Annotated in this window: 26 protein-coding genes and 2 pseudogenes; 16 read left to right on the plus strand and 12 right to left on the minus strand. The window is 43.3% G+C overall.

Annotated features, from left to right (window positions below; genetic code table 11):
• From AAFP14_RS21645 to AAFP14_RS21660, 4 genes and pseudogenes are all read right to left on the minus strand, one after another.
• The coding region (locus AAFP14_RS21645; protein ID WP_341734274.1) for a GldG family protein at positions 1–1,400 on the minus strand (1,400 nt) is incomplete at its 3' end.
• Between the two features lie 25 nt (positions 1,401–1,425).
• A complete protein-coding gene (locus tag AAFP14_RS21650) occupies positions 1,426–2,328 on the minus strand; it encodes an Rpn family recombination-promoting nuclease/putative transposase (protein ID WP_341734275.1) in 903 nt (300 codons plus the stop codon).
• Between the two features lie 123 nt (positions 2,329–2,451).
• Positions 2,452–3,252 (minus strand): ABC transporter permease, encoded by an 801-nt coding sequence (locus AAFP14_RS21655; protein WP_341734332.1) that lies wholly within the window; start codon positions 3,250–3,252, stop codon positions 2,452–2,454.
• A 1,786-nt stretch (positions 3,253–5,038) separates the two neighbouring features.
• Positions 5,039–6,145, minus strand: a pseudogene (locus tag AAFP14_RS21660) (ABC transporter ATP-binding protein); the annotation flags it as partial.
• Between the two features lie 17 nt (positions 6,146–6,162).
• Between AAFP14_RS21660 and AAFP14_RS21665 the strand changes: the two are divergent.
• A complete protein-coding gene (locus AAFP14_RS21665) occupies positions 6,163–6,312 on the plus strand; it encodes a hypothetical protein (RefSeq protein ID WP_341734276.1) in 150 nt (49 codons plus the stop codon).
• Positions 6,313–6,328: 16 nt separating this feature from the next.
• On the opposite strand, the gene AAFP14_RS21670 is transcribed toward AAFP14_RS21665, so the two are convergent.
• Entirely contained in the window at positions 6,329–8,005 is a 1,677-nt protein-coding gene (locus AAFP14_RS21670) for a trypsin-like peptidase domain-containing protein (RefSeq protein WP_341734277.1), read from the minus strand.
• Between the two features lie 135 nt (positions 8,006–8,140).
• Here AAFP14_RS21670 and AAFP14_RS21675 point away from each other — a divergent pair, with 135 nt between their 5' ends.
• Positions 8,141–8,593 carry a DUF2442 domain-containing protein gene (locus AAFP14_RS21675; protein ID WP_341734278.1) on the plus strand — a complete coding sequence of 151 codons (453 nt, stop codon included), beginning with the start codon at positions 8,141–8,143 and terminating at the stop codon, positions 8,591–8,593.
• A gap of 77 nt (positions 8,594–8,670) precedes the next feature.
• On the opposite strand, the gene AAFP14_RS21680 is transcribed toward AAFP14_RS21675, so the two are convergent.
• Positions 8,671–9,369: a pirin family protein gene (locus tag AAFP14_RS21680; protein WP_341734279.1), complete on the minus strand. Its 699-nt coding sequence runs from the start codon at positions 9,367–9,369 to the stop codon at positions 8,671–8,673.
• A 199-nt stretch (positions 9,370–9,568) separates the two neighbouring features.
• On the opposite strand from AAFP14_RS21680, the gene AAFP14_RS21685 reads away from it, so the two are divergent.
• Entirely contained in the window at positions 9,569–9,967 is a 399-nt protein-coding gene (locus tag AAFP14_RS21685; RefSeq protein WP_341734280.1) for a DUF4112 domain-containing protein, read from the plus strand.
• A 479-nt stretch (positions 9,968–10,446) separates the two neighbouring features.
• Here AAFP14_RS21685 and AAFP14_RS21690 read toward each other — a convergent pair whose 3' ends face one another.
• Positions 10,447–11,469, minus strand: coding sequence for a threonine aldolase family protein (locus AAFP14_RS21690; protein ID WP_341734281.1), 1,023 nt, complete (start codon positions 11,467–11,469; stop codon positions 10,447–10,449).
• Between the two features lie 110 nt (positions 11,470–11,579).
• On the opposite strand from AAFP14_RS21690, the gene AAFP14_RS21695 reads away from it, so the two are divergent.
• The 5 genes from AAFP14_RS21695 (at position 11,580) to ilvA (ending at position 16,848) form a co-directional block, all read left to right on the plus strand.
• On the plus strand, positions 11,580–12,437 hold the full coding sequence (locus AAFP14_RS21695; protein WP_341734282.1) for an HIT domain-containing protein: 858 nt from the start codon (positions 11,580–11,582) through the stop codon (positions 12,435–12,437).
• Between the two features lie 190 nt (positions 12,438–12,627).
• Entirely contained in the window at positions 12,628–13,197 is a 570-nt protein-coding gene (locus AAFP14_RS21700) for a hypothetical protein (RefSeq protein ID WP_341734283.1), read from the plus strand.
• Between the two features lie 207 nt (positions 13,198–13,404).
• Positions 13,405–14,580: a DUF262 domain-containing protein gene (locus tag AAFP14_RS21705; protein WP_341734284.1), complete on the plus strand. Its 1,176-nt coding sequence runs from the start codon at positions 13,405–13,407 to the stop codon at positions 14,578–14,580.
• A gap of 6 nt (positions 14,581–14,586) precedes the next feature.
• Positions 14,587–15,234, plus strand: coding sequence for an MAE_28990/MAE_18760 family HEPN-like nuclease (locus AAFP14_RS21710; protein WP_341734285.1), 648 nt, complete (start codon positions 14,587–14,589; stop codon positions 15,232–15,234).
• A 102-nt stretch (positions 15,235–15,336) separates the two neighbouring features.
• On the plus strand, positions 15,337–16,848 hold the full coding sequence (ilvA, locus tag AAFP14_RS21715; RefSeq protein WP_341734286.1) for a threonine ammonia-lyase, biosynthetic: 1,512 nt from the start codon (positions 15,337–15,339) through the stop codon (positions 16,846–16,848).
• Between the two features lie 115 nt (positions 16,849–16,963).
• On the opposite strand, the pseudogene AAFP14_RS21720 reads toward ilvA, so the two are convergent.
• The 4 genes and pseudogenes from AAFP14_RS21720 to AAFP14_RS21735 all read right to left on the minus strand — a co-directional run bounded on the left by AAFP14_RS21720 (position 16,964) and on the right by AAFP14_RS21735 (position 18,923).
• Positions 16,964–17,800: pseudogene (locus AAFP14_RS21720) on the minus strand (Rpn family recombination-promoting nuclease/putative transposase).
• A 57-nt stretch (positions 17,801–17,857) separates the two neighbouring features.
• Positions 17,858–18,205: a DUF5615 family PIN-like protein gene (locus AAFP14_RS21725; RefSeq protein WP_341734287.1), complete on the minus strand. Its 348-nt coding sequence runs from the start codon at positions 18,203–18,205 to the stop codon at positions 17,858–17,860.
• Entirely contained in the window at positions 18,189–18,638 is a 450-nt protein-coding gene (locus AAFP14_RS21730) for a DUF433 domain-containing protein (RefSeq protein WP_341734288.1), read from the minus strand. The genes AAFP14_RS21725 and AAFP14_RS21730 overlap by 17 nt, the downstream gene beginning before the upstream one ends.
• 39 nt (positions 18,639–18,677) lie before the next feature.
• Positions 18,678–18,923 carry a hypothetical protein gene (locus AAFP14_RS21735; RefSeq protein WP_341734289.1) on the minus strand — a complete coding sequence of 82 codons (246 nt, stop codon included), beginning with the start codon at positions 18,921–18,923 and terminating at the stop codon, positions 18,678–18,680.
• 123 nt (positions 18,924–19,046) lie between these two features.
• Between AAFP14_RS21735 and AAFP14_RS21740 the strand changes: the two genes are divergently transcribed.
• From AAFP14_RS21740 to AAFP14_RS21760, 5 genes are all read left to right on the plus strand, one after another.
• Positions 19,047–19,325, plus strand: coding sequence for a helix-turn-helix domain-containing protein (locus AAFP14_RS21740; RefSeq protein ID WP_341734290.1), 279 nt, complete (start codon positions 19,047–19,049; stop codon positions 19,323–19,325).
• Positions 19,326–19,370: 45 nt separating this feature from the next.
• The gene (locus AAFP14_RS21745) at positions 19,371–19,934 is read left to right on the plus strand and encodes a Uma2 family endonuclease (RefSeq protein WP_341734291.1); all 564 of its coding nucleotides are present in this window, start codon (positions 19,371–19,373) and stop codon (positions 19,932–19,934) included.
• Positions 19,935–20,004: 70 nt separating this feature from the next.
• Positions 20,005–20,502 carry a DUF29 domain-containing protein gene (locus AAFP14_RS21750; RefSeq protein WP_341734292.1) on the plus strand — a complete coding sequence of 166 codons (498 nt, stop codon included), beginning with the start codon at positions 20,005–20,007 and terminating at the stop codon, positions 20,500–20,502.
• Between the two features lie 12 nt (positions 20,503–20,514).
• Positions 20,515–20,850 (plus strand): XisI protein, encoded by a 336-nt coding sequence (locus AAFP14_RS21755; RefSeq protein WP_341734293.1) that lies wholly within the window; start codon positions 20,515–20,517, stop codon positions 20,848–20,850.
• Positions 20,851–20,924: 74 nt separating this feature from the next.
• Entirely contained in the window at positions 20,925–21,422 is a 498-nt protein-coding gene (locus AAFP14_RS21760) for a DUF29 domain-containing protein (RefSeq protein ID WP_341734294.1), read from the plus strand.
• A 133-nt stretch (positions 21,423–21,555) separates the two neighbouring features.
• Here the strand turns inward: AAFP14_RS21760 and AAFP14_RS21765 are convergent, their stop codons facing one another.
• Complete coding sequence (locus tag AAFP14_RS21765; RefSeq protein ID WP_341734295.1) at positions 21,556–21,759, minus strand: hypothetical protein; 204 nt, start codon at positions 21,757–21,759, stop codon at positions 21,556–21,558.
• Between the two features lie 146 nt (positions 21,760–21,905).
• Here AAFP14_RS21765 and AAFP14_RS21770 point away from each other — a divergent pair, with 146 nt between their 5' ends.
• From AAFP14_RS21770 to AAFP14_RS21780, 3 genes are all read left to right on the plus strand, one after another.
• Positions 21,906–22,205, plus strand: coding sequence for a hypothetical protein (locus AAFP14_RS21770; RefSeq protein WP_341734296.1), 300 nt, complete (start codon positions 21,906–21,908; stop codon positions 22,203–22,205).
• 168 nt (positions 22,206–22,373) lie between these two features.
• On the plus strand, positions 22,374–22,622 hold the full coding sequence (locus AAFP14_RS21775; protein ID WP_341734297.1) for a hypothetical protein: 249 nt from the start codon (positions 22,374–22,376) through the stop codon (positions 22,620–22,622).
• On the plus strand, positions 22,619–23,014 hold the full coding sequence (locus AAFP14_RS21780) for a type II toxin-antitoxin system VapC family toxin (RefSeq protein ID WP_341734298.1): 396 nt from the start codon (positions 22,619–22,621) through the stop codon (positions 23,012–23,014). Before AAFP14_RS21775 ends, AAFP14_RS21780 begins: the two co-directional genes overlap by 4 nt.
• The last annotated feature ends 57 nt before the right edge of the window (positions 23,015–23,071 follow it).

The following is a 23,071-nucleotide window of genomic DNA, read 5'->3' on the forward strand; positions in this document are numbered from 1 at the left end:
GGTGATGTGGTTGGGGATGGGGATGTGGTTGGGGATGGGGATGTGGTTGGGGATGGGGATGTGGTTGGGGATGGGGATGTGGTTGGGGATGGTGATGTGGTGGGTGATGGGGTGGATGGAGTTGTAGCCGTTTCCGATCGCACTAAAGCTACACCTAATAATAGCGGGCCTTGTCGATCGGTCTTGGGATCGAATTCCAATTTCCGGGTTGTCAAATCACTTTCGGCCCAACTTTCCTGACTGGTCCAAATCAGGGGTTTTTCCTCGATTCCTTCTACGGCTTGGACTTCCAAAGGACGGGCAAAAGGATAAAATGAAATACCAGTGGCGAAACTTTGAGTAATGGGATGTTGGCCGTAACGTCGGACTGTAGGAACCGTCGGTCCCAGGCCGAATCTTTGGCCAGTCCCGGAAGCATCGATAGCCAAACGACTGTCTAATTTTACGCCCCATTCTTGCAGAAATTTGTCCAATCCGATATTAATGGCTGGGTCTACCATTAAAAATAAACTGCCGCCGCGATCGAGATAAGCTTTAAGTGCTGTAATTTCTGTATCTGAAAATGGTTTGTCTGGACCTGCAACTACTAAAGCATCTGCATCTTCTGGTATCTGTTTGCTTTCTGCCAAGTTTAGCGTTTTGGTGTTATAGTATTTGTCTTTCAGAGCTTTTTCAGCTTGCTGAATTCCACCTTGACCTTCTTTTGGCTGGCGTTCTCCTTTACCTTGTAAAAAGTAAACTGTAGGAATGCGAGTGCTGAGTATTTCTTCTAAGCCATTGGTAAGTTTGATTTCAGAAAGCCCTTGATTTGGGTCACTACCAAAAGTAGTACCACCTTTTTGCAACAACTGTTTTCGGTCTCCTGATTGCAGGTAAACTTCTCCGATGGTAGAAATGTTAAATTCCCTGGCTTTTCCCGGTTGGGCGAGGGGGTCTACAAACTCGTATTCAAAATTTTTGCCTCCCTGACGTTTATAGGTTTGCAGCAATTCTTTGGTTTGGGGGTTTTGGGTTGGGTCAAATACCCAAACTTTGACTGGTTTTTGCAGATTTTGCAATATTTGTTGAGTCTGGGGTGCGAGGGTAAATTGTTTGCTTTCGGTTAAGTCGATGCGGGTTGGATACCGAAAGGCTACGAAGTTAATTACTCCGAGAATGAGGAAGACAGCTATGGTGGAAATCAGGGCGTTGGTGCTGGCTTGAGTAGAACGCCGTCCCCAAAAGCCTTGTTCGTAAGTTAAATATAGCAGCCATAGTGCGATCGTCACTGTTCCGCTAATCACCAGACCAACTGTCAGGGGTTCCCAGGCTGCGGAGACAAAGGCTGCTGTTAATCCCGCTGCTATCAGGAGAGGGCCAAGCCAAAAAATGTATTTGAAATTGTTTTTTCTGGTTTTCATAAAATTGATATTGAAGAATGTTATTTTATCCTAAATAAGTAGGCAACCAATCGGTTAAATCTGACATTTTTTTGAACTCAAGCACAGCCTCTCCTAACTTTTCTAAGTCTTCTAGGGATAATTGACGAATCCGGTTTTCGGTTTCGGGTTCAATTGTTCCTAAACCTTTCACTATTTGACGCAAAATCAACGAAAGTTGAGCATTTTTTGTCGCCTCTTCTCTTGCCACATTTACTGCACCATGTAGGTTTTGAATCCACATTTCCTGTTTTTCTAATTCTTTTAATTCTTGAGTATCAAAATTGTCCTCTATTGCTAATTCAAAAGCTTTATAAATTTCGCTATTTTTGTTTATATCTTCAGGTAATCTATCCAGGCTGCTGCTGTTTTTTATGAAGTATATCCATTGGTCTGCTGCTGTTGTTAATTCCGACCACTGTTTGTTGAATTTTGGCATTTCGACAAATACTAACTCTATTTCTGTATCGGGATCGTCGGTTTTTTGTTCTTTTTGTTTGAATACAAATCGTGAAATGACTTCTGTTTGATTGGCAAACATTTCAAAATCGGCAATTTTTAAAGAAATTACTGTTTTTAGTCTTTCGTGGCGTTCTTCTCCTGTTAATTCCCGGCTGTAAGTTTTGCCACCATTGTACAAAACTCTGTTTCCGAAGGAGGATAAGTGGAGTAATTGAAGTTCGATGAGAGCGATTTTGTCGCCCTTAATTTTAGCTTTGATATCTAGGTAGGTGTCTGTGACTCCCAAGGTTGCGACTCCTTCCTGGGGGTGGATGATGTCTAAATCTTGGATGACTGGCTGTGCTTCATAGAGAATTGCGTTTAAAAAATTAATCAGAATGTCTTTGTTTTCGGTGGTCCCGAATATTTTTTTGAATGCCAAGTCTATTTTGGGATTGATGAATTTCATGGCTTGAGGTAATTGGTAGAATGAACTCGGAAAAAAAATCACCTTTAAGTAACTATACTACTTGGGAAATAGTGCCTGTTTTAAATTCTGGCAATCCTATGTTTGCTGGCTATTTTGTTTTTTTTAAGAACGCTGATAGCGCAAGGTATCGATGGATTGGGCGGTGAGAAATACTCCTAAAATAATGTATGTGGCAAACATGATTAAACTACTGGTATCGAAAACTCCCTTGACAAGATTGGTGTAATGTGTTAGGAGCGAAAGTTGTCCTAATGCTGCTCCAAAGGGCCCACCGATACCGACTGCTGCTGCATCAATCACCCAGAGAAATAATACTAGAGCGAAGGTGAGGATGGCGGATAAAATTGTGCTGTCTGTGAGGGAGGAAATAAACATTCCTAGGGACAATACTCCGGCTGCTAGCAAGATTAAGCCGCCGTGTCCTAGGAGAAGAACGGCGGGGGGTACGGGAGGGGTTGAGGAACTGAGGGCGATCGCCTCGCAAGAGAGCAGGGGCAGCAACATGGTGGTATAAAATGTTAAAACGCCGAGGAGTTTGCCCGTAGCAACGGCCCAGTTGGTTAAGGGTGATGTGGCTAATAGTTCTAAGGTGCCTCGTTTGCGTTCTTCGGCGTAAAGTCCCATGGAGAGTGCGGGTAATACGAATAATGAAAGGGAACCCATGATTCGCAGAAATAGTTGCAGGAATTCGTAAGCTACATCTATGGGAGGTTCGGTAATTCCCATTTGATCTCGCTGGGTGACTTGGGGAATTAATCCGTCGGGGGCGAGGAGGATTGCTATTAAAAAATAGCCGGTGATTAACCAAAAGACGGCGGCGATGGCATAAGCTAATGGCGATGCAAAGTAGCTTTGTAGTTCCTTGCGGTAAATCGCGACAATATTACTAATCATTACTAACATTGGGAATGGGGAATGGGTAATTGGGAATTGGGAATTGGGAATGGGTAATTGGGAATTGGGAATGGGGAATTGGGAATTGGGAATGGGTTTATTCTGTGTCACTAGCGGGGGGTGTTTCGCTGTTGTCACTAGCTTTTTGTTTTTTTTCTATTTGTCGTTTTTTGGTAAGTGGTGGTTGTTCGGGTGAAGCATCCCTAGGGGGTTGCTTTTTTTTCAATTGTCGATTTGTGACAACTGGTTTCGATTCAGATTGAGGGTGTGAACTAGATTTTTCGGTGTCTATAACAGATTCTCTTTCTACAACTGGTTTAGGTTCATCATGTTCTAGGGATTCTTCTGTCTCTCTAATAGGTTCATGATGGGCGATCGCATTTTCTGTCTGTTTAATAGGTTCATCATGTTCTAGGGATTCTTCTGTCTCTCTAATAGGTTCATGATGGGCGATCGCATTTTCTGTCTGTTTAATAGGTTCATCATGTTCTAGGGATTCTTCTGTCTCTCTAATAGGTTCATGATGGGCGATCGCATTTTCTGTCTGTTTAATAGGTTCATCATGTTCTAGGGATTCTTCTGTCTCTCTAATAGGTTCGTGATGGGCGATCGCATTTTCTGTCTGTTTAATAGGTTCATCATGTTCTAGGGATTCTTCTGTCTCTCTAATAGGTTCATGATGGGCGATCGCATTTTCTGTCTCTCTAACTGATTCTGGTTCAGAATCTGCGATTAATTCTTGCTTTTCTACAATTTCCAGAAAATCTGCTACTGATTGCAGTTCGGGTTCCACATCACTATCACTTATCGACTCTTCTGTTGCTAAAACAGGTTCAGAATCTACGATTAATTCTGAGGTTTCTCTAACAGGTTCAGAATCTACGATTAATTCTGAGGTTTCTACCACAGGTTCAGTCTCTGGGATTAATTCTGAGGTTTCTCTAACAGGTTCAGAATCTACGATTAATTCTGAGGTTTCTACCACAGGTTCAGTCTCTGGGATTAATTCTGAGGTTTCTACCACAGGTTCAGTCTCTGGGATTAATTCTGAGGTTTCTACCACAGGTTCAGTCTCTGGGATTAATTCTGAGGTTTCTACCACAGGTTCAGTCTCTGGGATTAATTCTGAGGTTTCTACAACAGGTTCAGTCTCTGGGATTAATTCTGAGGTTTCTACAACAGGTTCAGAATCTACGATTAATTCTGAGGTTTCTACCACAGGTTCAGAATCTACGATTAATGCTGAGGTTTCTCTAACAGGTTCAGAATCTACGATTAATTCTGAGGTTTCTCTAACAGGTTCAGAATCTACGATTAATTCTGAGGTTTCTACAACAGGTTCAGTCTCTGGGATTAATTCTGAGGTTTCTCTAACAGGTTCAGTCTCTGGGATTAATTCTGAGGTTTCTACCACAGGTTCAGTCTCTGGGATTAATTCTGAGGTTTCTACCACAGGTTCAGTCTCTGGGATTAATTCTGAGGTTTCTCTAACAGGTTCAGTCTCTGGGATTAATGCTGAGGTTTCTCTAACAGGTTCAGAATCTACGATTAATGCTGAGGTTTCTCTAACAGGTTCAGAATCTACGATTAATTCTGAGGTTTCTACAACAGGTTCAGTCTCTGGGATTAATTCTGAGGTTTCTACAACAGGTTCAGTCTCTGGGATTAATTGTGAGGTTTCTACAACAGGTTCAGAATCTACGATTAATTGTGAGGTTTCTCTAACAGGTTCAGAATCTGGGATTAATTGTGAGGTTTCTACAACAGGTTCAGTCTCTGGGATTAATTGTGAGGTTTCTACAACAGGTTCAGAATCTGGGATTAATTGTGAGGTTTCTACACTCGATTCCGATGCAGATTGAGAATCAGTTATTTCCTGTAATGTTTCTGCAACTGCCAAAGTTTTCGCTACTTCCGGTTCAGTTTCAATTAAAACATCTCCCTGCTTCTTTTGGGCCGTTGTCAGCTTTAAAAACACATCTTCCAAACTAGCGCGATTGCGACGCATTTCGCAGAGTCCAAAACCAGAGGCGATGATAGCTGCGGCAATTTCTCGTCCCGGTTCTCGATCGGGTTCGCACAGTGCCCGTAGGCGATAACGACCGGCTAAAGACTCTTGATTGGAGATTAATTCGATCGCTCGAACACCGGGTAAATTTTCTACCGCAGGTAACAACAGACTGTTCAATAACTCTGGTTCCCCTTCCACTTCCATTTCATAGCCAGAATTAGCCGCCAATTCACCAGTCAAATTTTCGGGACTACCTGCTGCGACAATTTGACCGCCATTGATGATGGTAACGCGGTTACAAGTCATACTGACTTCCGGCAAAATGTGGGTAGAAAGAATGATTGTGTGTTGTCCCCCAAGGCTTTTGATTAAATTGCGAACTTCGATGATTTGTCGGGGGTCAAGACCGACGGTTGGTTCGTCTAGGATAATTACCGGGGGGTCGTGGACGATCGCCTGAGCGATGCCTACTCGTTGCTTAAAGCCCTTGGAAAGTTTGCGGATTAAAACTTTCCGTTTTTCGACCAAGCCACAGCGTTCGATGGCTGAGGTGACGGAGCGCGCGCGATCGCCCGCGGGTACTTGTTTAATTCGGGCCACAAAAAACAGAAATCCTTCCACTGTCATTTCTGGATAGAGTGGGGGATTTTCTGGTAAATAGCCGATGCGCTGTCTGACAGCCATCGAATTTTCGTGAACATCGAGACCGGCGATACGGGCTGTACCGCTGGATGCTGGCAAATATCCCGACAAAATCCGCATGGTTGTGGTTTTGCCGGCACCATTAGGTCCCAAAAAACCCAGAATTTCCCCTGATTCGACCGAGAAAGACACATCCGCGATCGCTGCGGTGGAACCGTAAGTTTTGCTTAAGTGTTCTACTTCAATCATTTTTCAGAAGTCAAGCGATGTTAGATTTGAGATTTTCCAAGTTACCCCACGGACTAATCCGGGGGATTGTGAGTTTAGTCCAGTCAGAACCAAATCTATCACAACAGGCGATCGTACTCGGAAGTGGGAGGATGGTTTTAGGCATCTCCCAGAAGTATAATGCCTAAGTCCTGACAAAAAAACTCAACTCCGTTTCCAAATCTTAATCTCCCCCAACCAACCAGCACTCACAATCATCTTCCCATCCCCACTAATCGCCACAGCACTAACATAGCCAGAATGCCCGGTCAAAGTACCCCTCAAATCCCCCGATCGCACATCCCAAAGCCTAATACTCTTATCCCAACTCCCACTAAGGAGTGTACTACCATCGCGACTAATTGCCACCGACCAAACCCCATCCGTATGGCCACTCAAACGCCGAATTAACTGCCCATTCCCCACATTCCACAAACCAATTGTACCGTTGCCATTTCCCGCAGCCAAACTCTTGCCATCGGGACTAAAAGCTACGGACAAAACCGATAAATTCTTGCCGCTAATCGTGCGAATTAATTGACCAGTAGCTAAATCCCATAACTTAATCGAACCATCTTTGCTACCGCTAGCTAATACCCCCCCTAGCCCCCCCTTGCTAAGGGGGGGGATTTGAGCAGTCGGACTGAGGGCAACAGTATTTACTAAGCCAGAATGCCCGGTCAAAGTCCGTAGCAACTCCCCGGTTTTGAGATTCCAAATTTTAATCGTTTTGTCCCAACTACCGCTAACTAAAAACTCACCATTGGCACTAATTGTCACACTCGAAACCGCATCGGAATGCCCGCTAAAAGTTTGTAAAATAGCACCATTTGCTAAATTCCAAATCTTGACAGTTTTGTCATCGCTACCACTAGCTAAAATCTTGCGATCGGGACTGATAGCTACGGCATTTACTGCTTCCCGGTGACTCCGCAGGGTAGTTTTCAATTCCCCACCGGGAAAATTCCAAACAGAGATAGTGCCGTTACTATTTCCCGTGGCAAAATAATCAGTTGCCAAGGAAACGGAACTGACTACTTCCGCAGGGGCTTTGAGAGTATTTGTAGCAGCAAAGGCGATCGCACTTGCAGACTTGCGGGGCGAATTATTAATGGGATTTGAGGGTGTTCTGGCCGTGGGAGATTCAGGGACTACTGGCAGCGAAATAGTCGATCGCCATTTCATGAAAGTATTTATTTCTATCCCCGCCGCCACGATTTTATCAGAATTATTCTCAAGCTTCACAATGCCATTAATTGCGATCAATTTCCCCCCATCGTCGAGCACCGGACCGCCACTCATCCCCGCTCTCACCAAGTTATTGTATACTAATGTATAACCGTTCCAGGCAGTCTGACGGCCAGTCAGCAAGCCTTCTGTGGCAATGAAAATCGGCTGTTGGAGGGAACCACCAGATCTCGGCCAGCCCGCCACAATCGCCTTTTTTCCCGCAGTTGCTGGGGAATTGGCTAATTGAGCCAGGGGATAGCTTTCAGGGCTGCTGAAGGGGACGATCGCCAAATCCGCACCGGGCATTCGCCGGATTAAAGTATAATATATAGAGTGAGATTTACCATCGGGAGTAATCACCCGATAATCACCGGCTTTGTCTACAACGTGCCAGTTAGTCAGAATATAGTAGGTGTTACCTTTTTTTTCTAGGATGACTCCCGAACCGCCTTTTGGCCCTTCAATGCGGACAGTGACAGCTTTAGCAACGGTTTTAACTTGGTCGGCGGTTAAGGCTAGGGCGATTTGAGGTAAGGTGAAGGGGAGAAGAGAGATGGTGCTTAGGGCGATCGTCGCACTCAAAACAGCCGGGATTGTTTTGCTGTAATTCATTTTTTTTTAAATTTAACATACCAATATCTCAACTGACGAAAAAGTTTTCCGGGTTGTGCTATATTTTGACACAAATTGCAGGTATGGGAATCCTAGTTATTTACTAAACGCTGTTAAGCAAATGGAAATAAATACATGGCATTTAAAAACTGGGACAAAGAATTAAGCGAGGAAAATCTCCGAGAGCAAATAGTCCAAGCAAAAGAAGCATGGAAACAAGCCAAAGCTACAGAGCCTCGCGCCGAATCTGTGTATTATAATCAGTCTGAAGATTTAATTACTATCAAACTGAAAAATGGCGCCATTTTTTCTTTTCCTCCAAAGCTGGGACAAGGCTTAGAAGGCGCTTCACCAGAACAACTTGCTGATGTTTGGCTACCCCCTTCTGGTAGCAGCGTACACTGGGAAAGTTTAGATGTTGATTTTGGTATTCCCGAACTTATCCCAGGTATTTTTGGGACAAAATCTTGGATGGCTGAATTAGGTCGGAAGGGAGGAAAGGCAACTTCAACCTCTAAATCTGCCGCAGCAAGGCAAAATGGCAAAAAAGGCGGGCGACCTAAAAAGAATATTTCCGTTAATTCTTGAAATCAATTTTTAGCAGTCAGATGTCATCGACTAAAATCCCCGACTTCTCAAAGAAGTCGGGGATTTCGCATTCAATTTCATGCCAAATCAAACAGCAAAAATTCAGCATCTGCTGTAGCTTCAATCACCAACTCAGACTCATCACTAACCGCAGCACCATCCCCCTGTTCCAAAGCCAAACCATTTAGCAAAACTGAGCCTCGCGCTACTTGCACCCAACCATGCCGATTTGACTGTAAAACATGACAAACCCGCGCATCCTTATCCAAAACAGCCGCATACAAATCCACATCTTGATGAATTTTCACAGCGCCATCTCTAGCATCTCGCGCCGCCACTAACCGCAACCTTCCCTGTCTTTCCGCTAAGGGAAAATCCCGCTGTTCGTAACTTGGTGTCAATCCATTCCTATCGGGTAACAGCCAAATTTGCAGTAAATGAACCGGGTCAGTTGGCGAGTGATTGAACTCGCTATGCTTGATACCCGTACCAGCACTCATCCGCTGCACTTCACCAGGTTTAATCACCGCACCAGTACCCAAACTGTCCTTATGTTCTAATGCTCCTTCCAACACATAAGTAATAATTTCCATGTCCGTGTGACCGTGAGTACCGAAACCTTTGCCACCGTTAATGACATCCTCATTAATCACCCGCAAAGAGCGAAAATTCATATACTTGGGGTCGTAATAATTGGCAAAGGAAAATGTGTGATAACTGTCCAGCCAACCGTGATTTGCGTGTCCTCTTGCTTCACTTTTGCGAATAGCAATCATTTTCCGAATCCTCTGTGAAACCTATAGGGGTGTTTTTGTTATATTTCAAGTTTAGACCAAGTAAAGCTATTATGGGAAGTACGCACTTTTAAGTTAGGTACTACCCAAAAAGTTACTACCAAAAAATACTCTGCAACTGAAAGCAAGTATCTAGCTCCCGACAGATTTCAATATTTCCACCGAATTCAACAATCATAAAATGAACTACACAGAGCGTCTTGCCACTCTCAACCGCATCCGCAAATTCAGCCGTTTGATGGATACCGCCATTGGCATCCCTGGCACCAAATTTCGCATTGGCTTAGATCCGATTATCGGTTTAGTACCAGGTGCGGGCGACTTAGTAGATACCGCATTTTCCGCTTACTTAATTTATTTAGCAACTAGATTCAAACTGCCACCCAAAACTCTCGGAAAAATGATTTATAATATAAGTCTAGAAGCAGTCATCGGCTCCATACCTTTAATCGGAGATATCTTCGATGCTTTTTATAAATCCAACATCAGAAATCTGGCTCTTTTAGAAGAACACCTCGCAGTAGTTGAACCGGAATTAACCGCAGTTGCAGAACCGATTTCTGAATCGATCAAAATGTAGCAGCGGGTTCCACCAATAAAAATTGCCAGGAATCATCCCGATTTTGTAAGGGCGAAGCATGACCGCCGACAATTTATGAGTAATAACCAGAGATTTACAGCGGTCATGTTTCGCCCCATAGGTATCAATTTAAGCCTGAAAGCCTTGATAAATCTCGTTTTTCCCTAAGTCTAGATCCCCCTCGCATCCCCAAGGGGGACGAAAGAGAAGACTCCTGTCCCCCCCTTCTTAAGGGGGGCTAGGGGGGATCTGGGCCTAGTCGTCAAACAACAGTCTCTGACAGAGTTTGACGTTAAGTTGACACAAATGGCTTCGCCCCTACGAATATATTTGCCAAACAAAGATGCACCCAATTGCCAATAACCAACAATCTCTCAAACCCGCCCAACCCAATTGTCGTGTCCTGATTTCGGGTTATATTAATTCCGATGCCATCGGAATTAATCTTAGATATTATTAAAACCGCCCCTATCAAATAATTACAGATAGCGCTTAACAGCTTCCACCAAAGCAATAACATCTTCTTCTTTAGTATTAAAAGCCGTGACCAGTCTCACAGTAGATTTATCCCAGCGATAAAACTGGAATCCTTCAGCTAAAACCGCCACAATTACCGACTCAGGAAGTTGAATAAAAATTTCATTCGCTTCTACCGGATGACAAAAAATTACTCCCTCAACTCCCGCCAAACCTTGCGCTAACTTAGCCGCCATCTGATTTGCACGAGCAGCATTTTTTAGCCACAAATCATCAGTTATATAGGCTGACAACTGGGCAGACAAAAAGCGCATTTTAGAGAACAAATGCCCACTACGCTTGCGGTAAAAAGGGAAATTATTGGCCAATTTTTCATTAAAAAAAACCACTGCTTCCACCGCCATTGCACCATTTTTAGTCGCTCCAAAAGAGAGAATATCGACCCCAGCCCGCCAAGTCACATCTGCTGGAGAACAGCCAAGACTGGCGACAGCATTAGCAAAGCGAGCTCCATCCATATGCAGGTGTAAATTATGGTGGCGAACCACTTCTGAAATCTGGGAAATTTCCACCGGAGTGTAGATAGTTCCAGCTTCCGTTGCTTGAGTGATGCTGACGGCGGCTGGCTGTACGTGGTGGACGACTCCTACACCCGCGCGCGCGAGACTTTTTTCTAAAGTTCCTGCATCAATTTTAGCATGATTTCCTGTTATTGTCACCAACTTTGCACCACCGCTAAAAAACTCCGGCGCGCCACATTCATCCAGATTAATATGAGATTCCCCATGACAATAAACAGCACCGTAAGGAGGTGTCACAACCGCAAGACTCAGAGCATTAGCAGCGGAACCAGTGGCTACGGGAAAAACCGTCACCGATGTCTCAAATAGTTCAGAAAACTTAACTTGCAAACCTTTTGTATATTCATCATCCCCATAGGATGAAACACTACCATAATTAGCTGCTGCGATCGCAGCCATGATTTCTGGGGAAACACCCGTTGCATTGTCGCTACAAAAATTCATAAGAATATTCGGTAAACACAATCTATAATATAACTCAAACACCACCTAGTTGTCGTCATAAATTTTTTATATTAAACTTTTAAAGTTAGTGAAATTAAATTTATTTAAATATGAAAAAACAGCAAAACAAATTCAGTCACCTCACGGCGATGGAAAGAATTTACCTATCATTTCCGGCGAAATATTTATGGGAGCAAAACCTGCTGCAAGGTAAACTTTTAGACTTTGGTTGTGGCTTTGGCAACGATGTGAAATTATTGCATCAAAAAGGATTTGATATTGCAGGGTATGACCCTTACTATTTTCCAGTATATCCCGAAAACAAATTCGATACAATCCTTTGTTTTTATGTTTTGAATGTTTTGTTTCCTGAAGAACAAGCTAAGGTCATCATGGAAGTATCGCATTTGCTGAAACCAGGAGGTAAAGCATATTTTGCTGTGAGAAGAGACCTCAAAAAAGAAGGTTTTAGAGAACATTATATCCACAAAAAGCCTACCTATCAGTGTATAGTAAAACTTCCCTTTAAGTCAGCACATTTAGACGAGTCTTGTGAAATATATGAATACGTCCATTATAATCATCAAAGAAATTCAACTAATCATTGTATTTTTTGCAATCCACATAAACAGCTCACTTTACTAACTGAATCAGCAACAGCCTATGCCATGTTTGATGGTTATCCTGCCAGCAAAGGTCATGTTTTAATTATCCCGAAGCGTCATGTGGCTAATTATTTTGAACTGCCGTTTCGAGAACAATCAGCTTGTTGGTTCATGGCTAATATAGTGCAAGATATTTTAAATAAAGAATTTCAGCCTGACGGTTTTAATGTGGGAATAAATATTCATAAAGATGCTGGTCAAAGTAGAAGTCATGCTGCGATTCATATTATTCCCCGCTACCGAGGTGATGCGAAGGGACATAAAGGCGGGATTAGATATGTGATTCCCAAGAGGGAAAAATAAAAGTTAGTAAATTGTGACAGGGATTTTTTTTTAAACCGCAGAGGCGCAGAGAACACAGAGGAATGGAGAAGAGTGGGAGTTATAATTTTTGTAAGGATTGTTATCTTGGAGTAAAGGGGGAACAAAAAAGGGTTAAAATGTGTTTACTAAGTCTGATACTACACCTTAGCAGCAGTTTTGTATTCTGTTTATGTCTAAGCGCAAAAAGCAAGAATGGCTCAAGGAAACCCTAGAGCTCAAGGAAAATCATAACTGGAAATCAAAACCGGGAACTCGCATCTTTGTCGCCGGAAGAGGTGCTGTCCGTTTTGATGTACCCAATAATTGGCATTTTGAACCTGATGTAAATTCGTTCCGGTTTACGGATAAAAAACCGCCGGATAATGATTGTGGTTTGGAAGTATCGTTTAATTTACTTCCCCCTGGAGAATGGTCGGAATTTCCGTTGATTCCGCTATTAAAGCAAGTGGTAGATGAGGACAGTCGAAACCCTATAGATAAGGGAGAAATCATCCAATTGAAGCGACAAACTGCCCGAATTGTCTGGACTGAATTCAACTTTATCGACCCTCAAGAACAGCGGGAAGCTTATTCGCGGATTTGTATTGGATTGGGTTCTAACGTTCAGTGTTTGATTACTTTTGAATATTGGGCGGATGATGGAGAGCGTTTTACTCCTGTGTGGGACACGGTGATGGAAACGTTGGTTTTAGGGTTGTTTATTAGCGACCCTCGAACTGGATTTGCACGGCCAGATTAGATGTATGCAGAGTTGGAAAGTACGGGTTTTATGGGTCTATACTCCCGACTTCTTCATGAAGTCGGGGTTCTAATTTGATATCGGGTACGGGCGCTCCCTCTGCTGCGGAAATAGTTGACGATCGCACTTTTTGCTAGATTTGAGTCGATCGGGCGATCGTGAAAATGCTATAATTATTAACAAGTTGTGCTTAGGGAGACTACGGAAATGCAGCTTGCACCATTTGAACAAAAAATGTGGGAGAGTTCGCCACAAAACACACCTGAACATCGCAGATTCGATCGCGATATCCACCAGCTCTACGACTTCAAAGAAACACCAATCGTTACCGAAATTAACCGTGAAAAGCTTCCTCGGTTTGTCGAATCATTAAGGATGTCTGATTATATAGAAAGGCAATCGAGCTACCAAAGAAGAGGTCGTTGGACGGCAACGATGAAATCCAGATTAATTGAGTCATTTATACTCAATATTCCAGTTCCTCCAATAACTTTGTACAAACAAGATTTAGCTCGTTATGAAATCTTAGATGGTCAGCAACGAATCTCTGCTATTCAAGAGTTTTATAAGAACAATCTCGAACTAACAGGGCTGGAAATTTTGCCTCAATTTAACGGACATATCTACAATAAACTACCTCAAAAAATTAGGGCTACTATCGATAGACGCTCTATATCATCAGTAGCAATTCTTGCCGAATCAACCTCTAATGCCGAATCAGCTAAGTTTCTCAAACAGAAAGCATTTGAACGTCTGAATACGGGAAGAATAGAGTTCAGCCAGCAGGAAGTGAGAAATATTTTTTATGGTGGAAAGTTCAATGAACTCTTGCTAAAATTAGTGCGCCATCCTATATTTGCTGAGGCTTGGAGAATTCCGACAGACGATAGCAGTGCAGAATTAAAAGAAAATGCTCTTTATAGAAACATGGAAGACGCCGAGTTAGTGCTGCGTTTTTTTGCTTTGAGGAATGTCGAGCATTTCCGGCTGGAAATGAAAGGTTTTTTAGATTTGTACATGATGAAAAGTTTGGATTTCACTGATGGAGAACTCAATTACTTAAAAGAGCTTTTCGTCAAAACACTTGCAATAGCTCACCAAATTTACGGAGAACATTTATTTAAACCATTTGACCCTAAATCTCAAAATTGGTCTAAAAATCCTGATAAAGCATATTATGATGCCATTATGGTTGGTTTGAGTAGGTACTTGGCAGATGAACCAAAAATAATTGCTAGAAAAGATCAGATTTTTGAAGAAACAAAAAACCTCTTTAACAAACCGGAATATCGTTTTTCGATCGCAGGTGGAACAACTAAGGCAGAAATTCAGCAGCGGATTGGGATATTTGAAAAAATGCTTTCGCAAGTTATCGGAGAGTAACTTGCGATGTTTGAGGAGCTTCTTCAGAAAGTTAGTGTCAAAATTTCAACAGTCCGTGGGATCGTCGAGACTAGCCATCGACTTAGAATCATCGTATTTCGAGACAGTTTAAACAAACAAAAGTTGGAAGACAATCCTGAATTGGCTATATTAATAGAGATAATGCCTAGCGAAGAGGAGTGGGAAATTTACGATCGCTCTGCTGTGGTAACTAGATTGTATGCTATTTACGAGCGCTTCGTTGAGGATTTAATTTCGGATTGGCTGCGACTTCTGCCGGATTTGGTTCCGCGCTATTCAGACTTGGAAGAAAAAATCCAAAATACCCACCGAGAGGGTATAGGGCGTTTGTTGATTGATATCAAAAAGAATAGGTTTCAACATCTTAAAATTACTGAGTGGTTCAAAAAGCCGCAAGCAGGCGTAGCCAAAGTTAAGAAAGTTACATTAACTTTAGGAGAATGTGTTTTTCTAGTTTTAGTTAACGATAACTTGTCCTACTGCTACGCTGCTAAAGTTGAGAGCATTCAGCTTAATGATATTTCCCACGATCGCCTGGAAATAACCTCGGAAGCAGAAGTAGGGTTAAAGTTCGATCGCGATGCCAGAAAGGGATTGACTATTTATGTAACTAAATCAAACCAAGTTGACTGAATCTTTCGTTAACTGCGAACTGCGATCGCCATTCCCCGCAAAATACTAACACAAATGCAGTAAAATTATCCCACCATCCTGCATCTACTCACCCCTCAGCCCATGCTTTGCGATTACCTAGTACAAATCCTCACCGCCCGCGTCTACGATGTCGCCCAAGAAACACCGCTAGAAGTCGCCCCCAATCTATCAGCGCGACTCAACAATCAACTGCTGCTGAAGCGAGAGGATATGCAGTCTGTGTTTTCCTTTAAACTGCGCGGTGCCTATAACAAAATGGCGCAACTTTCGCCGGAGTTGCTAGCAAAAGGGGCGATCGCAGCTTCTGCGGGAAATCACGCCCAAGGAGTAGCCCTCGCCGCCAGCCACCTGGGAACTCGCGCCATCATAGTCATGCCCGTAACTACGCCCCAGGTCAAGGTTAATGCGGTGATAGCCCGTGGTGGAGAGGTAGTCTTGCATGGGGATACTTACGATGATGCTTACGCTTTTGCGCGCCAATTAGAGGCGGAAACAGGCATGACTTTTGTTCACCCTTTTGATGACCCCCATGTGATTGCGGGCCAGGGTACGATCGGCATGGAAATTCTCCGACAGCATCAGAAACCAATTCATGCAATTTTTGTAGCAATTGGCGGCGGTGGATTGATTTCGGGAATTAGTGCTTATGTGAAACGGTTGCGGCCGGAAATTAAAATTATTGGTGTGGAACCTGTCGATTCTGATGCGATGAATCAGTCTTTGAAAGCGGGGAAACGGGTGCGTTTGTCCCAGGTGGGTTTGTTTGCTGACGGCGTGGCGGTGCGGGAAGTTGGCGAAGAAACTTTTCGGCTTTGTCAGGAATATGTCGATGAGATTATTTTGGTGGATACGGATGATGTTTGTGCGGCGATTAAGGATGTGTTTGAGGATACGCGATCGATCTTAGAACCGGCCGGTGCATTGGCGATCGCAGGTGCGAAAGCTTACGTGGAACGGGAACAAATCGCAGGGGAAACTCTAATTGCGGTTGCTTGCGGTGCAAACATGAATTTCGATCGCCTGCGGTTTGTAGCAGAAAGGGCCGAGTTTGGCGAACGCCGGGAAGCTATTTTTGCAGTGACAATTCCCGAACAACCGGGAAGTCTCCGCAAGTTTTGCGAATGTTTGGGTAAACGCAATTTAACTGAGTTTAGCTATCGTATTGCGGATGAAAAAGCAGCGCATATTTTTATCGGCGTGCAAATTCAAAACCGCGCTGATGCGGTAAAAATAGCGGCTAGTTTTGAGGATTGTGGTTTTAAAACGTTGGATTTAACTGATGATGAATTAACTAAATTGCATTTGCGGCATATGGTGGGCGGCCGTTCGATGCTGGCGGATAATGAGTTGTTTTATCGCTTTGAATTTCCCGAACGTCCTGGTGCGTTGATGAAGTTTGTGGGTTCCATGAGTCCTAACTGGAATATTAGCGTTTTTCACTATCGAAATAATGGGGCTGATTACGGGCGAATTGTGGTGGGAATTCAAGTGCCGCCTGATGAGATGAAGGAATGGCAGGCTTTTTTGGATACGCTGGGTTATCAGTATGGGGATGAGAGTCAGAATCCGGCTTATAAGTTGTTTTTGAGGTAGTTTATCAGTTGAAACCAGGGCAACCACGGGGGGATTGCCCCTACAAAAACTTTCGTCCACTCCAAGCAGACTAAGAGATTGGACGAGAACAATGTCATGTCTGGTTTTTGACGCATCAAATTTCCGATCGCAAATTCTGCACATCCTGAACGCTAAGTCCGGTTATTTGGGCTATGGTTGCGTCATCTAGGCGATCGAGTAACTGCCGTGCGATCGCCTGTTTTTCTTCTTGTACAGCGTCTTCAACAGCTTTAATTATCGTGCCTTGCTGGTCGTAAATAAACATTTCTTGCCGTTCGATATTTGCTATTTCCTCCGCGCTTAAATTCACTCGATCGGCGATATCAAAAGCTTGATGGATTTCGGGGACGCTATCCATTACTGGCGGGATTTCCGTTATCGTTACCGCGTATTTCATGAAATAGAGCCATTTATCTGCTAGAGTTTCTAGTTGGTCTACTGTTTTGGTGAATTTCGGTAATTCTACAAATACTAACTTGAGATCGTTATCGGGATAGGATAAGTTAGAAATCTCTTCTTTGTAGACAAATTGCGAAATTAAGTTGTTCCTATTCTTAAACATCTCGAAATCAGTAATCGTCAAGGCAATCACTGGTTTGAGCATTCGATATCCTTGTCCTTTCTGCAATTGAGAGGCGTAAGTTTTGTTAGCCTTGTACAAAACTCTCTTATCAGGAGACTCTACGTTTAATATCTGGATTTCAATAATTACTATCGTACCGTCGGCAAGCTTGGCTTTGACATCTAAAGAGGAGTCTTTTAATCCTTCTACTTGTGGCGGGAGGTTGGGGTTGATAATTTATAAGTCTTGAATGGTAGGATTGCCATCGTAAATCATGGCGTTGAGAAAGCTGATGAGAATGTCTTTGCTTTCTGAGGAGCCAAATATCTTTTTGAAGGCGTAATCGGTTTTGGGGTTGATGAATGCCATGGTGGGAATCGGGAATAAAGTTTTAAACTAAATGCTAAATTAGACAATTAAAATTTATCATAAAGGGAGATACTGAATTTGTCCTGCCAATTCTCCCTCAAAGCTGCACTCCAAAAGTATCAGAATATCATCAATTACCCTACCAATTGGTGCGTCGAAGGTAACTTCAACAACTCCTGACATTGGCTTACCTGCGGCCATACGTTCATAGGCATAGCGCGTAATCGTCGCCGCATCATGAGTCAGCAAAACCCGGTCTTCTTGGGCTGCCCATTCCAGCACTATTGGGTCATCTTCACCGGATAAGCCCACATCTTGGACGCGAACAATATCAATATCTGGTTTGCGACGCATCAAACCTCTAACAATTGTATTGTCAAAGTTTTCATCAGCTAGGAATTTCATGCGATCGCTCTTGTTTGCGGGCCATTAATCTGTCGCGCAATCCCTGGGGGTCAAATCTTGCTTCATTCGTCTTGCGAATCTCTTGTGCTTGTTGCTGTCGAAGCTGCAAATATGTTTCGACTTCCTGCTGGTGATTGAGGTAAAAAGCGATCGCGGCATACACATCAGCCAACCTGAGTGAAGGATAACGATAAACTATTTCCTCTGCTGTACTTCCCTGCTTAAACACTGCAATGACGGTATCCAAAGTCACGCGAGTTTTACCCACTCGCACCACACCGTCAGCATTAGTTTCTAGGGGTGCAGGTTCAGCTACAACTACTAATGTCATGGCAACCTCAACGTTCGCTGTCTTAATTGTATTAGAAGGTCGATGGCTACGCCACGGCTTGCGCCTACGAACTTGACGGGCGATCGCGCGATTCCCAAACATCAGGTTTATGAAATGCGATCGCCCGAATCGTCAGTTGCTTCAATTCTTTTGCAACCATTTTGTCAGCACGCGCATCCACTGGCCCGTATTCGGTGCGCGCTGCAAGTCGCTCCAATCTGCCATTTGGGCAAAACCCAGTCGCACCAGCCAATTTACTACGGCGGTTATGCCTTCGCGTGAGCCAACAACCATGATACGCACGGGTTCCCGGTTTGCTCGATCGTCCGTGGGATCTGGGTATTGTTGGGTGTCGTTGGGCGGTTCGGTTAGAAAGTCTTTAGCCATTGGGAAGTCCTCATCTTCAAAATCAACCAATCACTACATATATGTAGTTACCAGTATCATAGCGCAATAACTACATATGTGTAGTGATTTACGGCTGGGACTTCCCTTGGCATCATGGGGTGCATGGGGAAAGCTGGTCGGGTTTTGAGAGATGTGCTGAACACCTATGGGATTAGCCAAAACAAATTGGCGATCGCAATGGGCGTGCGAAGTTCTGTTGTCTATCGTTGGTTTAATGAGCTCATCGATCCAACGGGAGACTCGCTTGTGAAGATAGTTGTGGCCTTAAAGTTGCTAGATATAGATGCAGCGCGGGAGTTTGTGCAGCGCTATTTGGGTGAAGTTTTGGAGGATGAGGGTGAGGCTGAGGTCGATCGATCTACAGATACAGAATCGAGTTAATGATAAAATTATGGCAGAGTGACAATGACACCGAAGTTCAAAGCGATGACAGCAGCACTTCCAATTTCTCTGACTCTCGAAGCTTTCCTCAAACTACCGGAAACTCAACCTGCGAGTGAATTTATTAACGGACGCATTCACCAAAAGATTATGCCTCAAGGCAAACATTCTCGATTGCAACTCAAGTTTTGCAATAGTGTCAATCTGGTTGCGGAAACGGAAAAAATTGCTCTGGCTTTTCCCGAATTGCGGTGTACTTTTGGCGGGCGTTCTATTGTACCTGATGCTACAGTGTTTGCTTGGGATAGAATCGCTTTTGACGCAGATGGCGAAGTTCCAAATTCCTTTGCAATTCCTCCCGACTGGACAGTAGAAATTTTATCGCCAGACCAAAAAGCAACTAAGGTGATTAGTAATATTTTACACTGCTTGAAATACGGGACTCAGATCGGATGGTTGATCGATCCAGAGGAACGGTTGATTTTAGCATTTATTCCCGGAGGAGAACCCGTTGAGTTAACGGAACAAGATCGGTTGCCCGTGCCAAGTTTTTTAACATTAGATTTGACAGTAGAGCAGGTTTTTGGGTGGTTGAAAGCAGGTAGATAACTTTGCTCTAATTTCGAGCCGATCGCAAATTCCGCACATCCTTATATACAACGTTAAATTTTGATATTTTATGCAAACACCAAAAGTCGAACAAACACCGGAAAACTTAATGCAAAGTCTTTATGAAACTGATTTTTACGCTTGGACTGAGGAACAAGCAAAACTCCTCAAACATCAAAAATGGAGTCAACTTGACCTACCTAATTTAATCGAGGAGATTGAGTCATTGGGAAAACAACAACGCGCTGAATTAAGAAATCGGTTGAGTATTTTGATTGGACATTTGCTTAAATGGGAATATCAAATATCGAAACGAAGTCGCAGTTGGGTGAATACTATTTGCATCCAGCGTATCGATATATTAGAATTACTCAAAGAAAATCCCAGTCTCAAACCTTACCTAGAAGAAGCTCTCCAGACAGCTTACAGCAAAGGAATCGCATTAGCTTCGGGAGAAACAAACCTGCCACGAAAAACCTTTCCAGAGAATTGTTCGTATACGCTAGAAGATATTTTTAGCGATCGCTTTTATCCTGGTGAACCTGTAACAGATGATGTGATGGAATGAGGCGATTGTGCAATGGATAAACTAGAATTATACCGTCAGTCAATTCGATCGCTATTAACGGAATATGCGGCAACTCCAATTTCTCATGGTGAGATCGAAACCCAAACAATTTTTGATATTCAGCAAGATCGCTATCAAGTTGTTAACGTTGGTTGGAATGGGAATCGGCGAGTGCATGGATGCGTGCTGCATTTAAATATTAAGGATGGTAAAATTTGGGTGGAGCACAATACAACGGAGATGCGAATTGCCCATGAGTTGGTAGCAATGGGTGTGGCTAAGGAGGATATTATTTTGGGTTTTCAAGCGCCTTACGTGCGCGAGTATACGGGCTTTGGAGTGGCTTAGCGCGATCGTCCAAAAATGTGGCAATATTTTTTTCAAAGTTATACAATGAAAAAAACCTAAGTTTTGATATATTTATGCAATCACCAAAAGTCGAACCAATACCGGGAGATTTAAGAGAAAGTCTGTATGAAACAGATTTTTTTGCTTGGACTTATGCTCAAGCAAAATTATTGAAAGAACGAGAATGGAATCAACTAGATTTACCGAATTTAATCGAGGAGATTGAGTCATTGGGCAAACAACAACGTGCCGAACTAAGAAATCGATTAAAGGTGTTAATTGGACATTTATTAAAATGGGAATATCAAGGAAAACGACGCAGCCGTAGTTGGTTAATGACGATTCGCATTCAGCGTCGCGATACTCAAGAATTGCTGTCAGAAAACCCTAGTCTTAAACCCTATCTTCAGGAAGCATTACAAAAGATATATGAAAGCGGTAGAGATTTGGCAACAGGAGAAACCAACTTGCCACTAAAAACTTTCCCAGAAAATTGCCCGTATACCTTAGAAGACATTTTTAGCGATCGCTTTTATCCGGGCGAACCTGCAACAGATGATGTGATGGAATGAGAGCGAACTTAGTTTTTGGGTTAGGGCGTACTTCTCACCAAAGAAACCGGGTTTTTTTACGAATACTTCGTTGTAACCCGCAGATTTGGGAAAAAACCCGGTTTCTGGGCCCCATGCGCTAGGACTAATTTCTTTAAACGGTAATGTCACCAGCAGCGATTTCCTGACGTACTATCTCAGCTAGACTATCCCACTGAGCGTCTGTTGTAGCTTCCAATTTATCGCTCCACACCTCTTCATCACTCATATCCTCTTCTTCCATGAGAATGCGGATTAATTCTCGTTTCTCGATCGCAGACAGTTGTCTAATGGTAGGGAGTAATTCTGTTAGTGTCATCGGTTGTTTTCCTACGATGCGTCTATGTTAACGGTAGCAGGTGAACGTAGTAATTGCAACTTCCACGGGAGTTTGACAAAAAATGCTCAAAAATTGCTATAATAAAAACTCTTAAAAACTTAACACTAAAGGCTGAGGTTAACGTCGTGACAATAACTTCACAAGAAACGGATGTAGAGATTCAACAATTCCCGATTCTTCTGGGACAGGGAGGGGAAATTACTATTCCCCAGTTATTACAAGATGCTCTCAAAGTCGATCGGGGAGATATGTTGGTGCTGCTCCAAATAGGTAATTTGATTGTGCTTGCTCCCAAACAACCTCAAGCTCCGCAACGAATCGATCGGATTGTCACGATTATGGAAAATGAAAATGTGGGTTTAAATGATTTATTGGCGGGTTTAGAAGCGGAAAGAGAGGCGATTTGGCAGGAGAAACAGTCTTGATGCGTAGGGTATTGAAATCGCATAATAATCAGTTTTCGTTGTGGTTCGCCAGATTCATTGCCTGCATCAAAGCTATATCAGCACCAAAAGTATTGTAGGTGGTGGGATGGCATAAAGTTCCACTGGGATATAATGGTTAATGAGGTCTAGCAAGGAGAATGTGCGATAGTGACACTCCGAGAAGAATTAATCAATGAGATCGATCGAGCATCAGATGATGTACTTCAGGTGCTATTGAGTTTTTTGCGTCAGACGCGATTGTCGCAGTCTGAGCCTTCTGTGTCGATCGATTTGGCTGAGATTTCGAGTGCTGGATTGACCGCGCAAAAGCATTATCCTCTGCGCGGGATGCCGTTGGTAATTGCCGAGGATTTTGATGAGCCGATGTCAGATTTATGGGATGCGCTGGGTACATGATTTTACTGGATACACATATTTGGCTTTGGCTGCTGCACGATCCGAGTAATTTGTCTGTGGTGGCAAATCGTGCGATCGAGGCTGAGGAAAGCCAAAGCGGTTTATTGGTTTCTGCAATTTCCGTTTGGGAAATAGCCGTGAAATCGAGTCTGGGAAAGCTTACTTTACCTTTGCCGATCGCACAGTGGTACGCACAAGCGAGAACTCATTCAGGTATAGTTATTGAGCCATTAAATCCGCTGGATGCGATCGACAGTACGCAACTTCCAGGGGATTTTCACAAAGATCCAGCAGATCGTATTTTAGTAGCGATCGCGCGGCGGTATGATATTCCTTTGGTTACTTGTGATGAAAAGATTCTGAGCTATCCTCACGTTGAAACGATTTGGTAGTTGCGGGCGATCGCACTTAGTTTTTTGGTAAGGGCGATCGCACTTCGCACACCACAA

The organism is Microcoleus sp. EPA2 (assembly GCA_020882975.1).
Classification (GTDB): Bacteria; Cyanobacteriota; Cyanobacteriia; order Cyanobacteriales; family Microcoleaceae; genus Microcoleus.

Excerpts from the sequence above, each read along its gene's own strand:
- AAFP14_RS21650 (WP_341734275.1), bottom strand. The coding sequence starts at position 2,328 with ATGAAATTCATCAATCCCAAAATAGACTTGGCATTCAAAAAAATATTC.
- AAFP14_RS21655 (WP_341734332.1), bottom strand. The coding sequence starts at position 3,252 with ATGTTAGTAATGATTAGTAATATTGTCGCGATTTACCGCAAGGAACTA.
- AAFP14_RS21665 (WP_341734276.1), top strand. The coding sequence starts at position 6,163 with ATGTTAGATTTGAGATTTTCCAAGTTACCCCACGGACTAATCCGGGGG.
- AAFP14_RS21670 (WP_341734277.1), bottom strand. The coding sequence starts at position 8,005 with ATGAATTACAGCAAAACAATCCCGGCTGTTTTGAGTGCGACGATCGCC.
- AAFP14_RS21675 (WP_341734278.1), top strand. The coding sequence starts at position 8,141 with ATGGCATTTAAAAACTGGGACAAAGAATTAAGCGAGGAAAATCTCCGA.
- AAFP14_RS21680 (WP_341734279.1), bottom strand. The coding sequence starts at position 9,369 with ATGATTGCTATTCGCAAAAGTGAAGCAAGAGGACACGCAAATCACGGT.
- AAFP14_RS21685 (WP_341734280.1), top strand. The coding sequence starts at position 9,569 with ATGAACTACACAGAGCGTCTTGCCACTCTCAACCGCATCCGCAAATTC.
- AAFP14_RS21690 (WP_341734281.1), bottom strand. The coding sequence starts at position 11,469 with ATGAATTTTTGTAGCGACAATGCAACGGGTGTTTCCCCAGAAATCATG.
- AAFP14_RS21695 (WP_341734282.1), top strand. The coding sequence starts at position 11,580 with ATGAAAAAACAGCAAAACAAATTCAGTCACCTCACGGCGATGGAAAGA.
- AAFP14_RS21700 (WP_341734283.1), top strand. The coding sequence starts at position 12,628 with ATGTCTAAGCGCAAAAAGCAAGAATGGCTCAAGGAAACCCTAGAGCTC.
- AAFP14_RS21705 (WP_341734284.1), top strand. The coding sequence starts at position 13,405 with ATGCAGCTTGCACCATTTGAACAAAAAATGTGGGAGAGTTCGCCACAA.
- AAFP14_RS21710 (WP_341734285.1), top strand. The coding sequence starts at position 14,587 with ATGTTTGAGGAGCTTCTTCAGAAAGTTAGTGTCAAAATTTCAACAGTC.
- ilvA (WP_341734286.1), top strand. The coding sequence starts at position 15,337 with ATGCTTTGCGATTACCTAGTACAAATCCTCACCGCCCGCGTCTACGAT.
- AAFP14_RS21725 (WP_341734287.1), bottom strand. The coding sequence starts at position 18,205 with ATGAAATTCCTAGCTGATGAAAACTTTGACAATACAATTGTTAGAGGT.
- AAFP14_RS21730 (WP_341734288.1), bottom strand. The coding sequence starts at position 18,638 with ATGTTTGGGAATCGCGCGATCGCCCGTCAAGTTCGTAGGCGCAAGCCG.
- AAFP14_RS21735 (WP_341734289.1), bottom strand. The coding sequence starts at position 18,923 with ATGGCTAAAGACTTTCTAACCGAACCGCCCAACGACACCCAACAATAC.
- AAFP14_RS21740 (WP_341734290.1), top strand. The coding sequence starts at position 19,047 with ATGGGGAAAGCTGGTCGGGTTTTGAGAGATGTGCTGAACACCTATGGG.
- AAFP14_RS21745 (WP_341734291.1), top strand. The coding sequence starts at position 19,371 with ATGACAGCAGCACTTCCAATTTCTCTGACTCTCGAAGCTTTCCTCAAA.
- AAFP14_RS21750 (WP_341734292.1), top strand. The coding sequence starts at position 20,005 with ATGCAAACACCAAAAGTCGAACAAACACCGGAAAACTTAATGCAAAGT.
- AAFP14_RS21755 (WP_341734293.1), top strand. The coding sequence starts at position 20,515 with ATGGATAAACTAGAATTATACCGTCAGTCAATTCGATCGCTATTAACG.
- AAFP14_RS21760 (WP_341734294.1), top strand. The coding sequence starts at position 20,925 with ATGCAATCACCAAAAGTCGAACCAATACCGGGAGATTTAAGAGAAAGT.
- AAFP14_RS21765 (WP_341734295.1), bottom strand. The coding sequence starts at position 21,759 with ATGACACTAACAGAATTACTCCCTACCATTAGACAACTGTCTGCGATC.
- AAFP14_RS21780 (WP_341734298.1), top strand. The coding sequence starts at position 22,619 with ATGATTTTACTGGATACACATATTTGGCTTTGGCTGCTGCACGATCCG.